This window comes from Rhodopirellula sp. JB055 (genome assembly GCF_043100905.1).
Taxonomy (GTDB): Bacteria; Planctomycetota; Planctomycetia; order Pirellulales; family Pirellulaceae; genus Rhodopirellula.
The window spans coordinates 1-15,127 of sequence record NZ_JBICHO010000294.1; the positions used below are offsets into that span (position 1 = coordinate 1).

The 15,127-nt window shown below is 56.2% G+C and carries 11 protein-coding genes and 1 pseudogene; 6 read left to right on the forward strand and 6 right to left on the reverse strand.

The features are described from left to right. Window positions 1-175 precede the first annotated feature (175 nt). Both ACF8AM_RS11695 and ACF8AM_RS11700 read left to right on the forward strand, forming a co-directional pair. Window positions 176-1,138, forward strand: a complete 963-nt coding sequence (locus ACF8AM_RS11695; protein ID WP_392555805.1) for a UPF0104 family protein — start codon at window positions 176-178, stop codon at window positions 1,136-1,138. 307 nt (window positions 1,139-1,445) lie between these two features. Beyond that, window positions 1,446-2,159 (forward strand): methionine-R-sulfoxide reductase, encoded by a 714-nt coding sequence (locus tag ACF8AM_RS11700; RefSeq protein WP_392555806.1) that lies wholly within the window; start codon window positions 1,446-1,448, stop codon window positions 2,157-2,159. 248 nt (window positions 2,160-2,407) lie between these two features. On the opposite strand, the gene ACF8AM_RS11705 is transcribed toward ACF8AM_RS11700, so the two are convergent. From ACF8AM_RS11705 to hmpA, 3 genes are all read right to left on the reverse strand, one after another. Continuing rightward, window positions 2,408-3,283: an alpha/beta hydrolase gene (locus ACF8AM_RS11705; RefSeq protein WP_392555807.1), complete on the reverse strand. Its 876-nt coding sequence runs from the start codon at window positions 3,281-3,283 to the stop codon at window positions 2,408-2,410. 7 nt (window positions 3,284-3,290) lie between these two features. Further along, the gene (gene mscL, locus ACF8AM_RS11710) at window positions 3,291-3,755 is read right to left on the reverse strand and encodes a large conductance mechanosensitive channel protein MscL (protein ID WP_392555814.1); all 465 of its coding nucleotides are present in this window, start codon (window positions 3,753-3,755) and stop codon (window positions 3,291-3,293) included. A gap of 174 nt (window positions 3,756-3,929) precedes the next feature. Next, window positions 3,930-5,159, reverse strand: coding sequence for an NO-inducible flavohemoprotein (gene hmpA / locus ACF8AM_RS11715; protein ID WP_392555808.1), 1,230 nt, complete (start codon window positions 5,157-5,159; stop codon window positions 3,930-3,932). Window positions 5,160-5,478: 319 nt separating this feature from the next. On the opposite strand from hmpA, the gene ACF8AM_RS11720 reads away from it, so the two are divergent. Then, the gene (locus tag ACF8AM_RS11720) at window positions 5,479-7,023 is read left to right on the forward strand and encodes a S10 family peptidase (RefSeq protein ID WP_392555809.1); all 1,545 of its coding nucleotides are present in this window, start codon (window positions 5,479-5,481) and stop codon (window positions 7,021-7,023) included. 72 nt (window positions 7,024-7,095) lie between these two features. Here ACF8AM_RS11720 and ACF8AM_RS11725 read toward each other — a convergent pair whose 3' ends face one another. Next, window positions 7,096-7,641 carry a hypothetical protein gene (locus tag ACF8AM_RS11725; RefSeq protein ID WP_392555815.1) on the reverse strand — a complete coding sequence of 182 codons (546 nt, stop codon included), beginning with the start codon at window positions 7,639-7,641 and terminating at the stop codon, window positions 7,096-7,098. A 615-nt stretch (window positions 7,642-8,256) separates the two neighbouring features. Between ACF8AM_RS11725 and ACF8AM_RS11730 the strand changes: the two genes are divergently transcribed. Next, window positions 8,257-10,011: a hypothetical protein gene (locus ACF8AM_RS11730; protein WP_392555810.1), complete on the forward strand. Its 1,755-nt coding sequence runs from the start codon at window positions 8,257-8,259 to the stop codon at window positions 10,009-10,011. 163 nt (window positions 10,012-10,174) lie between these two features. Continuing rightward, a complete protein-coding gene (locus tag ACF8AM_RS11735) occupies window positions 10,175-11,707 on the forward strand; it encodes a sulfatase (protein ID WP_392555811.1) in 1,533 nt (510 codons plus the stop codon). Between the two features lie 40 nt (window positions 11,708-11,747). Here the strand turns inward: ACF8AM_RS11735 and ACF8AM_RS11740 are convergent, their stop codons facing one another. After that, complete coding sequence (locus ACF8AM_RS11740) at window positions 11,748-12,428, reverse strand: redox-sensing transcriptional repressor Rex (protein ID WP_392555812.1); 681 nt, start codon at window positions 12,426-12,428, stop codon at window positions 11,748-11,750. Between the two features lie 454 nt (window positions 12,429-12,882). Here ACF8AM_RS11740 and ACF8AM_RS11745 point away from each other — a divergent pair, with 454 nt between their 5' ends. After that, window positions 12,883-14,622 carry a hypothetical protein gene (locus tag ACF8AM_RS11745; protein WP_392555813.1) on the forward strand — a complete coding sequence of 580 codons (1,740 nt, stop codon included), beginning with the start codon at window positions 12,883-12,885 and terminating at the stop codon, window positions 14,620-14,622. Window positions 14,623-14,908: 286 nt separating this feature from the next. Here the strand turns inward: ACF8AM_RS11745 and ACF8AM_RS11750 are convergent. Continuing rightward, window positions 14,909-15,127, reverse strand: a pseudogene (locus ACF8AM_RS11750) (glutathione peroxidase); the annotation flags it as partial.

A 15,127-nucleotide genomic window follows, 5' to 3' on the forward strand; every position in this document is an offset into this window, starting at 1 on the left:
AGACAAAGTGTATTTGGGGTCCTTCCCCGATTTTTTTTTGTTTCGTGGCCGCGGCTAAACGTCCTCCCGGGCCCCCAAACCGGGGTACGCGCCGCCCCGCCCACTACGATCAAGCCCAATTTTTTTGACAAACCAGTAGCGACCTTCGGCCGTCCCACCCAAAGAGCCATCCGGCGTGAAATTCGATCCCCGCAAGCTTGTCGGCCCGTTGATGGCTCTGTTGCTGTTCGGCCTCGCCGTGCGGCTCCTGATCGGCGAAGCTCAAAAGGTTTCCTGGGATGACTTTGTTGCCGGCCTAACCGGCGTTCCCACCGCCTACCTGGTGATCGCGACTTTCCTGGTCGCACTGAACTACGGCCTGCTGATCTGCTACGACATTTTGGCACTGCGTTATGTCTGCCGTGCGCTTCCGCTTCGCCGAGTCTCCCTGGTCGCGTTCCTGGGATACGCGCTGGGAAACAACCTCGGAACACTGCTTGCCGCCGCCCCCATCCGGTACCGGTTCTATCACCGTTGGGGGCTCACCCACCGGCAAATCGTGGCCTTGATGAGCGTGCTGGCTCTGACATTTTGGTCCGGCGTGTGCGTGCTCGGCGGAGTAGTGTTGGTGCTGCACCCGATCGAACTGCCAGCCAAATTCGACCTGCCGTTTGGCGTCCGAACGTTAGGTGCGATCCTGCTTTCGATCGCCGTTTTTTACGCGGGAATCTGCCTCGTCTGGCGTCAGCCTTGGCCGATCGGCAAATTGCATTTACGCCCACCGAGCCTCGGTTTGGCCACCGCTCAGGCCTCCGTCGCCATCGTCGATCTCACCATTTCTGCAACGGCGCTGTACTTGGTGATGCCCGGTGACGCGGTCGTGCCTTTTCCAACCGTCCTGGCGGCGTACTTGGTCGGAATCACCGTGTCTCTGATCACCCAAGTCCCCGGCGGACTCGGCGTGCTGGAGCTGATCCTCTGGACACTGCTCAAAGATACCGTCGGAAAACCCGTGCTCGCCTCGGTTTTGATCTTTCGAGTGATCTACTATATCTTGCCACTCCTAGTGGGAATGGTCGTGCTGGTAGCCCACGAGATCTACAGCGGCGCCATGGAAGCGCGGCACGATGCTGAAACGTTCGAATCGAAGACCGTTTGATCCAGCTCCCAGGAATGCGACGGCTGGCACTGCGATGCCGGATCGGTGCTACCAGCATCTTGACGGGTGGTGTTCTCGCCATACCTGGCGAAACCCAATTTTCTGCCAAAAGGTTGAAATCCGTTTTCCGGTTTGCGTCGTACTACGATGCGGTAAAATAGTTGCGAGAGGAAGCGGATGATTTTTGTCTCGTCGCGGCGATGTCCCGTCCGCGGCGGCCGCGATTGCGGACCATCCGTGATGCCAGACATTTCACGTTTTCTCCCCCGCCCCGCCTCACCCTTCCTTCGACTCAAAAGGCCGAACGATGCCCCTGCTCTCAACGCCTGCTTGGAAAAAGTGCTTCCCCGTCGCCGCCGCTGGCGTCTTGCTTTTCGTATCCAATGGCTGCGGTGGCCCCTTCGCAACCACCAATGCAGATGACGCGACCACGGTGAAGCCAACGGCATCCGACAACACTGCGGAAAAGACGGCCGACACGCCCGCCAAGCCAGTCCGAAAACCTGCTTTTCAATTGCCCTCCAAACGATTTGAGCTGAACATGGATTCGAGCCCGTTCAATCCGCTGACCGAAGCCGAAGCATACGTGATCCTGCACAAGGGCACCGAACCACCAGGAGATGGCGGTTACACCTTGACCAAGGACCCCGGCACCTACATCTGCAAACGCTGCAACACGCCGCTGTACCACGCCAAAGACAAATTCATCAGCCATTGCGGTTGGCCCAGCTTCGATGACGAAATCGAAGGTGCAGTGAAACGCCAACGAGACGCGGATGGACGAAGGATCGAAATCGTTTGTGCCAATTGCGGCGGTCACCTCGGTCACGTCTTTCACGGCGAACGCCTGACGCCCAAGAACACTCGCCACTGCGTGAACTCCATTTCGATGAAGTTCATCCCAGAAGGCAAGGAAATGCCGAAACCGATCAAGGCCGCTGACGTCGAGAAGGATGAGAAGGCGACCAAGGCTAAAGAGACCAAGCCGAAAGCGACCGACGCCAAGCCCTCAGCGGAATGAGCATTGGCAGAGTAGAGCCTTTGCCCCAAATGTTTGCGTGTTCGGCTCATTGTCGTCGAGCACTATGACGCGAACACCGGAGAGCGTCGCAAGGACGCCTGGCGAATCAACACTGCCTGGCGGAAGAGGTCGTGCAGTTTTATTTCACCCTCCTTTTGGGAAGGTGATGATAAACGCCTGGCAACACAGCACTCAAAACCTGCACAACACCGGAACCGTTGCGGGCAAATGCTCGAATCCAACTTCGCTCAATCGATCCAGCCAAGCGATCTCAAGAACGCGAATGTCTTTTCCATCGTGTCGCGATAAATCTCACCGCCGCCTTCAACCTTCTTCGCGTTGAAGAACCCGTGTGGCTGGCCCTCGTAAAGGTGCAGTTCACTGCGAACGCCCTTTTCCTGGCAGACGTCACGAAAGCGTTCCCCGGTAGCGACCGGGATCAAATTATCTTTGGTTCCCAAGAACACGATCGACGGCGGGTCGTCTTTCGTGATGTTGTGCGCCGGAGAATACGTCGCGTACGCGTCGCCAACTCTGCCCGTGCCCCAACCGCCTGGTCCGTTATCATAAACCGGGTTGAACAACAACATTGCGGCCGGTTTGCGAGAGACACCGTCCACCACTTGGTCATCCATCATCCCCAAGTACGCGGCCAAGTGTCCGCCCGCGGAACCACCGCCGGACGCGATCCGCTTCGGATCGATCCCGAACTTGCTAGCGTTGGCGCGGATGTAACGAAACGCGTCCGAAGCATCTTCGACGCAGGCATCCGGTGGCGTTTTCGACTTCTTATCGAGCAACCGATACTTCACGCGAAAACACACCATCCCTCGCTCGGCCAACTCTTCGCTATGCGAAGCGAACTGCCCGGGCTTCCCACCGGTCCATCCACCGCCGTGAAAGAACACAACGGCGGGACGAGAATCTTCCGCCGACCAATCGGATGGCCGAGTCCAATCGACAAACAACTTGGTCGCTTTGCCCGACGTGTCGTTTGCGATCGTCTTGTAGACGAACTGATCTTCCACCACCGGTTGCTCAGCGGAGACAAAGCTGACTCCTCCCATCAACTGGCAAGCAAACAGGGCGGCCAAAACAAATCCAAACGAACGTCGGTGACTCATTGGGTCCTCAGCTTTTTTGAAGGGCGTCGCGAATTTCTCGCAACAGTTGAATGTCCTCGCTCGGCTTCGCGACTTCTTCCTCTTCCGGTTCATCTTCCATTCGCGAACGAGCAGCGTTGATCAGCTTAATCGCTACGAACAAGGCTATGGCGATCAGCAGGAATTCAAAAATGGTCTGCACGAACGGGCCGTAGTTCAAAACGGGATAGTCCTGAACCAGCATCTCGGCGCCTTCGCCTTCGATAACCTTTCCCGCGTCATCCAACTTGGGCGACTTCGTTTCAATGGTCAGAGCAGCCTCTTTAAAGTTGACCCCCGAGCGAGCTGTCAACAAATTGATCGGTGGCATGATGATGTTGTCGACTAACGACTTCACGATGCCACTGAAAGCACCGCCAATCACAACACCGACCGCCAAATCAATGACGCTGCCCTTGAGAGCAAACTCTTTGAACTCTTGAACCAAACCCATCACGGCCACCTTCGCACATGCAACGCACCCAACCAAAAAACGCAAACACAATGCTTGCGATGAATGCGTAAAGACTATGCAAGTGAACCAGCAACACCAAGCGGATGGCTTCAATTTACGTTCGCTGATTCACTCGCATGCAGCGATCGCGAATCCACAGACGAACAAACGTCGCTAAGCTGGCACCAACTCTTGTTTGGGACCAAAGAATTCGTACTGCAACCGATGGTCCGCCACACCCATCTCCGACAGAGCCGAATGAACCAGGTTCATGAAAGGCTTTGGGCCACAGAAGAAATATCGAGCCGTCCCAACCGGTGTCCACTCAGCAATCAGTTCCTTGGTCAGCAACCCGGTTTCATCGCATTTCCCTGATGCCAAATCATCCGGCAAAGGCGCATCGTAGATCGTTCGCAACTTCAACCCAGGCGACGATTCCGCAAGCGTTTTCAACTCGTTCGCAAACGCCTGGGATGCGCTGTTGCGAGCCGCCTGCACGAACACAACTTCTGCATTGGGTTGAGCCTTCAACAATGACTTCGCCATCGACAAAAGTGGCGTCACACCAATTCCGCCTGCCAGAAACACAATTGGCTCCGCCACCTTCTCAGTGGGATCGAGCGTGAACTCGCCACACGGAGGCCCAAGTTCAATGCAATCGCCCTCTTGAATTTCATCATGCAAATGGTTCGAAATCAAACCTCCCGGTGCATCGGCTTGCAAAGACTCCTCTCGCTTGACGCTGATCCGGTAATGAGGCTCTCGCCAGCGGTCGGACAAACTGTAGTTGCGGGGTGACGTGGGAGTGACTGGATGATCGATGTGGACGGTGATGTACTGCCCCGGTTTGAACGCAGGCAACTCACCTCCGTCTTTCGGTTTCAAATAGAAGGAAGTCACACAATCACATTCCGGCACCTTGCGAGAAACCACAAACGTTCGCGTTCCATTCCACCCACCGGGCACCAAGGCTTGATCGCGATAGATGTCCTTTTCGCGACTGATGAAGATGTCCGCTAAAAACCCATACGCTTCTTCCACCGCTCCCAGAATTTCTTCGGTTGCCGCTTCTCCCATCACATCCTTGATCGCCGCCAACAAGTTCGCACCCACAATCGGATAGTGCTCCGCTTGAATCCCCAGCGAACAATGTTTTTGGGCAATCAACTCCACCGCCGGCAACAACACGCCGGGGTTGTCGATGTGAGTGAAGTACGCACAGATCGCGCCGGCGAGCGCTTTCTGTTGTCCGCCAGTGTGCTGGTGCGACTGGTTGAAGAAAACCTTGACCTCCGGATTCACCTCAAACATTCGCTCATAAAATCGCCGCGTGATCGTCTCGGCGTTGGCTGCCACAACGGGAGTGATCTCTTTGACAATGCGAATCGTGTTTTCACTGAGCAAGGCGGTTCTCCTGGAGGACGTGGTCGAAACGAAGCGGCAAAACCATCGCCGCCAAACATGCACGTCAAGGTACACTTCCAAACCTGCACGTCAAGGTGGAGTTTCAAGTTCGCTCGCTCACCACCCACACAAGACACAATTTCGCGAATCGTCAGAGGCGACTCATCCGCCGTTCTCAACCGCTATTGGGTTCAGTTTGCCCAGCGTCCGACGGAGCCCACACAGTTCCTGTCGACAACGCGTCGCTGCTGCTTTCGCAAAGTACACTGGCCATTGGTTCGGACACCCAATTGAACACTTCACGATTGATACAACTGAGATGCCCCCGATGAATTGGAAATGCTTTGCAAGCTTGTGGATGCTGTTGTTCCTAAGCGTCCCTGCGTTTGGCGATGACGCTGCTGGCTCGAAAGACGCCGCTGCGAAAACGAAGCCGAGCGATGAACTGACGGACAAGTTCGTCACCACGGAACATTCGTTTCAAGTGGCGGGAGAGACGGTGGATTACACCGCTACCGCTGGCCGACTGGTGATGCAGACCGACGAACTGGATCCCAAAGCGGAAGTGTTCTTTGTCTCGTACACTCGCAAGACCGACGACGCCACCAAACGTCCGATCACGTTCTGCTTCAACGGCGGCCCCGGCTCGTCTTCTGTTTGGCTGCACCTGGGAATGCTGGGCCCGAAGATCATCGAATTCCCCGATGACGCTTCGCTGTTGCGACCTCCTTATCACCTGAATGAGAATCACCAAAGCCTGCTGGACATCACGGACCTGGTGTTCATCGATCCTGTCAGCACCGGGTACAGCCGCCCAGCAAAAGATGTCAACAAACGTGATTTCCATGGCTACAACGAAGACGTTCGCAGCGTTGGCCAATTCATCCATGACTACACCACACAGTTCGAACGTTGGCTTTCACCGAAATTGATCCTCGGCGAAAGCTACGGTGGACTCCGCGTCGCTGGCCTCAGCGGCTACCTGCGAGACCACTACAAGATGGAACTCAACGGAGCCATCGTGATCTCGGGCGCGATCAACTTTCAAACGCTGCGGTTCTCACCTAGCAACGATGTTCCGGATGTTTGCTTCTTGCCGACTTACGCTGCGACGGCTTGGTACCACAAACAACTCGATGACGAACTGCAATCGCTTCCTCTCGAAAAGGTCGTCGCTCGAGCCGAGAAGTTTGCTTACAGCCGATACGCTCCTGCCCTGCTCAAAGGCACCAGCATCAGTGACAAAGAACGCAAACAAGTCGCCAAAGGATTGTCGCGTTTGACAGGTTTGTCAGAAGACTATGTTTTGGCGGCGAACCTGAAAATTTCGATGCAACGCTTTGGCAAAGAATTGCTACGCGACGAAGACCTGACAATTGGCCGCTTTGACAGTCGTTATGCTGGCATTGACCGCGACTCCGCCGGCGAAACCCCCGAGTTCGATGCCAGCGGCGCTGCGATCTTCGGCCCCTTCACCGCTTGCTTGAACGACTACATGCGACGTGACCTCAATTACAAGGAACGTCGCGTGTACGAAATTTTGACCGGCAACGTGCATCCGTGGAGCTACAAACCCTTCGAAGGCCGCTATGTGGACGCATCGGAAACCCTGCGAGGAGCAATGGCTGCGAACCCATCGTTCAAATTGTTCGTCGCCTGCGGCTACTACGATCTCGCGACGCCCCATTTCGCGATGGAGTACACCATCGATCACATGGGATTGTCACCGGAACGAAGCAAGAACCTGACAATCAAGCACTACGAAGGTGGGCACATGATGTACATCCACCAACCTTCGCTGAAACAGCTTCGCCGCGACTTGGTTGAGTTCTATCAAGACGCCGTGGGCGAAACCGCGGAATAGCAACCGCTTCGCGAACATCACGCCGCTTCCATCCCCAGCGGCTTCTCGCTCGACGCCGCTGGCAGTCTCTGATCAGTTGGAGATCAAAGCGGCTTCGGCCCACAACGAGGGATCTTCCGCAACCGGGAAATCGGTGCTGAGCGTCAACGCTTGGTTACCGAGTTCCCGGTCGGCGACCAGGTAATAGAAACCGATCTGCGATTGGTCCTTGGGGTCATAACCAGTCAGCGCGTCCGCAGGAATCAACCCGGACAATTCATAACCATCGTGACGCGGGATCGCATGGATTTTGAGCGAGTCTGGACGAATGGGCTTGGGATTGGTACGCGCTCGATTGATGGGCACCATCGCCGCCACAGCTCGCTCACGCTTCGGTCCGCCGCCAGCGGGCAGCCATAAAAACCGATGGCAGTGCTGTGTCGCACGGTGGATGTTGGGACTGTTTCGCGTGTCCATCCACAAGTGCAAACCGTCGCTCTCGTCCAACCGAGTCTCACGGCACCAAGGCAATTGACGCTTTCCATTGACCAGCAATTGGAATCCGATGCCGGTCACGTCCCAGGCGATCCGCACGTCGGCATAAATCGGTCCGCCCGACAATGCTGCGAAAGAGGGCACCCGGCACGACGCCGGCAATGACAACCCGCGTGAACTCCAATCCAAAGCATGCTGCTGCAACCGAACCTCGAACCGGAACAACATCGTCGGATCGAGAAGGGGACCTTTGGCGGAACTCAAGACTGAAAACCTGCTCAAAAAATTCGCGGGACCATCAAGCCGCGAAAACGCTTTCGCAGCAACTAAAAGCCTACCGGCTTCGCCTCGATTTGGAATGGTGGCAATCCGCCCTCACCTTTCCACGCGTGAATCGAACCCACCTGCGGGCTCAATTCGAAGACCTTCTCACATCCGTTTGAGCAGGCGAATTGTTGGGATTTCTTCAAAAATGCGGCCGTGAAACCGCCGTGACTTTGCCCAACCGGAACAACCTGAACGGTCGCAGTGAAAAGGAATAGCTTTCCCAGGCGATTTCGATTCTCCAACCGTCCCACTCGCCGATAGCGTGCCTTGGAGCGGGATCTCCACCTGGCGATGTTGGCAGCACCAACGTCGGCACCTCTGTTGCCGCTCTGTCCCACCTCACCGCCCACCATCACTTTCATTCAAACTCCGGTTTCGCAGTGGACTCATTATTCCAAGACTTCGTTCGCTGACCTCCGGTCAAACATAATCATGAAAATCTTCGCCCCCATTCGTCATTGTTCCATCACCGCCAAACGCCTCGCTTTGTCGGTCACCATCGCCGGTTCGCTCTTTGCCTCTGGGTTGGCTCCCTCACTCGCCTTCGCCAAGCAAACCGACCCTGCTCTCACCGGCGGCATCTCGATCCTCGTCCATCGCTTTGACGAAGACGCCGCCCCGATCGCCCCCACACCTGTCGATTCCTCTTCCGACGACACCGCTCCTGTCGTCACGCCGCCTGCCATCGCCGAAGACGAACTCAACGTCACGAGCGAAGAACCAGCCGCCGAAACCATCGATGCACAAGCCGATGAAATCAAAGCCGCCGACGCAGATGTAGGCTCCACCCAACAAACCATCATCTCGATCCCCGGCACACACGATTCCATCCCGACCGTCAGCGTTGATATCCAACCCGAGGCCACTGGCGACGAATTGAAAGTCGCGGCAGTCGAAATTGACGAGTCGCCATCACCCGCGACGAGCGTTCGCCGCACGTCATCGGACTTCAACGAAATGCTGGCCGCCGTCGCTGCTTCCACCGCAGCCAAGATTGGCATCCCGTTGGAACAGTTCCTCGAACCGTTCGCGATGATCCGCACGCAAGCCCAGTTGCCACCCGTGGCCGGTGAACTGGATCCCGCTCTCAATGAAGAGGTCGCTGACGACCAAGCGTTGGCTCAAGCGGTTGCTTTGAATCGATGGTGGTTGGACGAATCCACCCCCGAAGTCGCTTCCGATGAACCAGTGCTGCAGAGCCAAGTGGTTGAGAAAGCCGCCACCGCAAAACCTGCACCGCACAAGTTCACGATCGACGTTCGCGAAGAGTTGGCGGCCCTCGCCGCTGAACAACCCTTGGATGTCACGCAACCTACGGTGATCATTCCATTCATCGCCATGCATGATTTCTCCAAACCGGTCGGCAACACGGTTTTGCAATTGGATGCGGAACCGTTTGTGGAACCCGAAGCCCCGGCCGAGACGGCCAGCGATTTGGTCGGAAGCTCGCCCGTCATCGTGACCTTGGAAGAAGCCTACCTGCCCTATGATTTGAACGAAGACGACTACCACGATGCTCAACTGGTGAAGACTTCGCCCGATTGCCTGTTGGAAGAAGCGGTATGGCAAGTCAGCCGAATCGCGGACACCGCCGAGTGCTTCTCGCCTCGCGATTTGGGCATCGCATTGGCTGACGTGGCCCGCCGCCGCTCGGTGATCGAGGCGGACGTGTTGGATGTGGTCGCCAATGACTTGGCGTCGATGATCGCGAAACCTGTGCCGATGATGTTGGTCGATGGCGTACCGGTCCCGCAGCCGATTCCTGACGCGGAACCTGACACGGTTCACTCGATCAACACCATGGTCGTCGACGGGGAAGTCATTCCCGCGCCGATCCCCGATGCGGTTCCCGATGAATTGCCCAACTCGGCAACCATCGAGATCATGCTGGTCGAAGGAGACCTGGTTCCCGCGCCGACTCCTGATGAAGCTCCCGATGCCGTCGAGTCGGCCCCCGCCATCCCAACCATGTTGGTGGACGGCGACGCGATTCCAGCTCCCACTCCCGATGGCATTCCCAACGGCATCGTCAGCTTGAACACGGCCACCGGAATCGAATCCATCGTCGCGGTCGACATCGTTCCCGATTCGGCTTACCCCGAGTTGAACCCAGGCCTGGATCCCGCCGCGTTGGACGCGGACACGCAACTGGCAACTCGACCTGAGGAAGACAACGTCCAACGCTAGATGACATTCATCGCGAAACGTTGCCTCGCTCCTCGCCCCTGAACAGCGAGACTCATGACGCTCGACCGCCTTTCAAAACCCACGCCGTTGTGAACCAACGTCGTGGGTTTTTCTCGTTTATACTTGCCGCACCAGTCCCCATCCTCGTGCAGTAGGTTCATTGATGTCCATCAGGCGGATCTTCGTTTTCGGTCTCTTCCTCAGCTCGTGTCTCGGTTTCCAAACAACTCACGGGCAAGATTCCGAAACGCCCCAACCGAGCCAACGTAAGAACGTTCTGTTCTTGATTTCCGATGACCTGAACACGCGCATCGGTTGCTATGGCGATCCAATCGTTCAAACACCCAACATCGATCGCCTAGCCGCTCGAGGTGTCTTGTTCGAGAACGCCGCCTGCCAATACCCTCTTTGCGGACCTTCCCGCAATTCAATGCTGTGCGGCCTCTATCCCGACACGACGGGCATTCACGGCAACGCTCAAATCTTTCGCGATTCCATCCCTCAGCGTTGGTCGTTGCCGCAAGCCTTCCGGTTGGATGGGTACTTCGCAGGACGAGTTGGCAAGCTGTATCACTACAACGTTCCCAAGTCGGTGGGAACAAACGGTCACGACGACCCCGCTTCTTGGGAGCTGGAACTGAACCCAGCCGGTTGCGATCGACTGATCGAAGAACCCGATATTTTCACGCTTCGAAAAGGTGCGTTTGGCGGAACCCTGTCGTGGTACGCGTCCCCTCGCCCCGACCAAGTTCACACCGATGGCATGTTGGCGGACGATGCCTCTTGGGTGCTCGAACGATGTGCCAAACGCAGTGACCGACCGTTCTTTTTGGCCGTTGGTTTTTATCGTCCGCACACACCCTATGTGGCGCCAAAGAAGTACTTTGATCTCTATGACTTAGAAGACATGCCGCTGTTTGACAACGTGGAAGAAGACAACGCGGACGTCCCCGAAGCTGCGTTGCTGAGTCGTAAGAAAGAACAAGAACAACTGACCGACGACTTGCGGCGCAAAGCGGTTCAAGCTTACTACGCCAGCACCACGTTCATGGACGCGCAAGTCGGCAAGGTTCTCGACACATTGAAACGCACCGGTTTGGACAAGAACACCATCGTGGTCTTCACCAGTGATCACGGTTACTTTCTCGGCGAAAAAGGGTTGTGGCAAAAGCAAGCCCTGTTTGACAAAGTCGCTGGCGTGCCGCTCATCATCGCCGAACCAGGCCGAACGGAAGGCGCCGTCGCCAAGTCACCGGTTGGCTTGGTTGACTTGTACCCCACCCTGACCGAGTTTTGCGGCGTGCCGACGCAAGAATTGATGCAAGGCCAATCGCTCGTGCCGATGCTACGCGATCCATCCGAAACTGGTCGCGGGTACTCCATGTCCATGGTCGCTCGCAACGATCGCAAAGCCAAGCAGCGTTACTACGGTTACACGATTCGCACCAAGCGCTACCGATTCACGTTGTGGGACGATGGCAAGCGAGGCACGGAACTCTACGATCACAAGAATGATCCCGATGAGTTCACCAACCTGGCCCACGGCGATCGCAAAAACGATCCCAAGATCGCCCAATTGATTCGCGAGTTGACACAGAAACTCGATGCAGAACGAACGAAAGGCATGCCGGCCAGCGGCAAGCGGACCGAATACAAAGTCGGCAACTGGAACCCAATGCTCCGCGTCGACGACTGAGGTCGCCGGCTTCTAGCTTCTAGTGCTCGTCGCCTACCACTCAACGGTTCTGAATTCGAAACGCCAGTTGCTGCAATTCACTGGCGAGGTCCACGTTGATGATCGCGGTCCCCGCGGGCACGCGAAGGGTGGTTGGAGCAAAATTCAGGATCCCCTGAATACCTCCCGCCACCACGCGAGTCGCAACCTGGCTGGCTTGTTCACTGGGGACCGCCAGGATCGCCAACTCTGGTTTGGCGGATGCTAAAACGTCTTCTAAATCGTCCAACGATCGGACGGTTGTCCCCCCCACTTCACTGCCATGCTTGGCGGGGTCAGTATCGAACGCCGCGGCCAGGGAAAACCCAAGGCGCTCGAATCCGCGATATCGCAACAAGGCGTTGCCCAGCGATCCGACGCCAATCAGGACCGCTTTCCAATGCACGCCTGACCCCAGCACCACGCCAATTCGGTCCGCCAGAATCGCGACGTCGTAACCAACCCCACGGCGGCCGATCGAGCCAATCGAACTGAGGTCACGACGGACCACTGCGGGCGAAACATTGACCATTGCGCCCAGGTCACGGCTATTCGTGGAAGTCTCGCCCGAGTCCAGCAAACGGTGCAATTCGCGGTAGTAAAGCGACAATCGCCCCACTGCGGGCGTCGACAACTCGGCCCGACGATCGTCCCCATCCGGACCATCGGTACCTTCAACGTCAATGTCTTTGTTCACACCCATCAACAGCCCGCATAATCGAATCCAACGGAACAACCCGCAAGGTCGGCAAGACTCAACAACACAATCGCCCCCTTTTGCCAGGACTTCCCTGTTTGCTTGTTCAACTCGTATCCCGCAGTCGATGAAGTTTGTGCATCAAGATCAGTTTTACTAGTCCGCAGAGTTCTCGCCTGTGTCACACACGCTTGGCACAGCTTATCTCTGACCGACTGGCAAGTGAAGCCTTACCGACCCTCCCTGGCCCACGTGTGGGCCATCCCGCTCTCACAACCGCAGCCTCGGCCTTCGTTCAGTCGACGGGCTCACTGCAAACAAAGTGACAGTGAATCAGGCAGCGGATCGGTTTAGCAGTCTGGGTCTTGGTTGGTATGGAGGTCAAGCCGGGGGGTATCCGGCAGGCCAAAGGAAGCTGCGTTTTTACAACGTCCCGTTGTTACCTGTGGAGAAACTTACGATGAAACGTTTGTGGTTGTTGCCCGCTCTGATGATCATCTCGATCGTCTCGGGCGCGAATGCTGCTCACGCTGCTTATAGCGGCGCGATCAGCTACGAAGGCTGTAGCAGCTGTGGTGGTTCCGTTGTTGCCGATGGATCGGTAGTGGCAGACGGCTCAGCAGTTGCAGGTGGTTCGGTTGTCGCTGACGGTTCCGCCGTCGCCGGTGGTTCTTACACCGTCATGCGAACCGTCCGCGAAACAGTGATGGAGCAAGTCGAAGAGACTCGCTACCGCACACGGAACGAAGTGTACTTCGAAGACCAAGTGGTCAACCGTACGCGAATGGTTCCAGAAACTCACCAAAAAGAAGTTCAGTACACGGTCATGGTGCCGTCGTACGAAACTCGCCAACGCACGATCAACTACACGGTCAACAAGCCCGTGTACGAAACTCGTGAAAAGGTGATCAACTACACAGTCAAAAAACCTGTGTACGAAACACGTACGAAAACGATCAACTACACCGTTAACAAGCCTGTTTACGAACAGCACCAACGGGTGATCAACTACACAGTCAAGAAACCTGTGTACGAAACTCGTACGAAGACGATCAACTACACGGTCAACAAGCCTGTGTACGAAACTCGTCAAAAAGTGACCAACTACACCGTGATGGTGCCAACGTACGAAACTCGTACGCGAAACATCAACTACACGGTTTACAACACCGTGCAAGAACAAAAGGTTCGCACGGAAACTTACCGCGTCAGCGTTCCTCAAACGTACACCAAGACCATCACGGTCAAAGGTGGACACTGGGAAACTGTCACGGAAACCGTTCCTGGCCCGATGATTCGTCGCACCGTGCGTGAGCCCGGTACGTCGTACTTCGACGCCGCAACTTGCCGAACCGTGTACTGCCCAGGCAAATGCCGAGTGGAATGCGTTCAAGGTTGCCCCAAGACGATCTGCAAGAAAGTCTGGGTCCCAACTTGCGAGCAAAAAGAAGTGACTTGCACCAAGTACGTCTCAGAATGCCGTACTCGTGAAATCCCTTACACCGTGTGCCGTCGCGTTCCTGAGTGCCGCACCAAGACCGTTGAGTACAAAGTGTGCAAGATGGTTCCTGAGTGCCGTACCAAGACTTGCAACTACACCGTGTGCAAGATGGTTCCAGAGTGCCGTAGCAAGACGGTTGAGTACAAGGTCTGCAAGATGGTTTGCGAAATCCGTCAAAAGACCTGCAACTACACCACCTGCAAAATGGTTCCTGAGTGCCGCACCAAGACTTGCAACTACACCGTTTGCAAGATGGTTTGCGAGCCTCGCACCAAAGTTTGCAAGTACACCGTCTGCAAGATGGTTCCTGAGTGCCGCACCAAGGTTTGCGAGTACAAAGTTTGCAAGATGGTTCCAGAATGCCGTACCAAGACCGTGTGCTACACGACTTGCCGCAAAGAGTGCTACCAAGAAACGATCAAGGTCAAGAAGTGCCGCAAAGTTTGCGAGCCTTACACCGTGACTCGTTGCGTGCCACGAGTTGTTTGCAAGCAAGTTCCTGTCACCGTTTGCTGCCCAGCTCCAGCTTGCGGATGTGCAGATCCTTGTGCAGACGCTTGTGCTCCAGCCTGTGCACCTGCTTCGGCTGGTCCTATCCGTAGCTTGCTCAAGGGAATCCTTGGCGGCAACGGCTGTGGCTGCGGACACGACTGCGGCTGCGACGCAGGCTGCGACGTTGCTCCCGCTTGCGGTTGCTGATTGATACTCGTTCTCAGGGGAGCCCCCTTCGACGGGGCTACCCAGAGAACAATGACGTAACGCTCTCCACACAGCGACCCCAACCCGACTTCGTCGGCCGTGCTGATCCGGACATTGGACCGAACAACGGATCACCGGCCGCGAAGTCACCGGGGTGCCTGAGTGGGCTCGACGCGATCAAACAAAACCGGGGACGAACTTGCATGACAAGTTCGCCCCGTTTTTTATGCGCGGAAAGGAAAGCTTCTAGCTTCTCGAGCTCGTGCTCGTGCTCGCCAATCGTGCTCTAGCCCTTCAACGCGGCTTTGATCGCCGACACCAACTCGTCATCCGACGGGGCGACCTTCGATTTGTAACGGCCGATCACTTGGCCATCTCGTCCGATCAAGAACTTTTCAAAGTTCCAACTGATCGGCCCTTTGCCTGCCGGCTTGGATTCAATGCTGGTCAATTGCTTGTACAACGGCGACGCGTCATCGCCGTTGACGTCGACCGTGCTCATCAT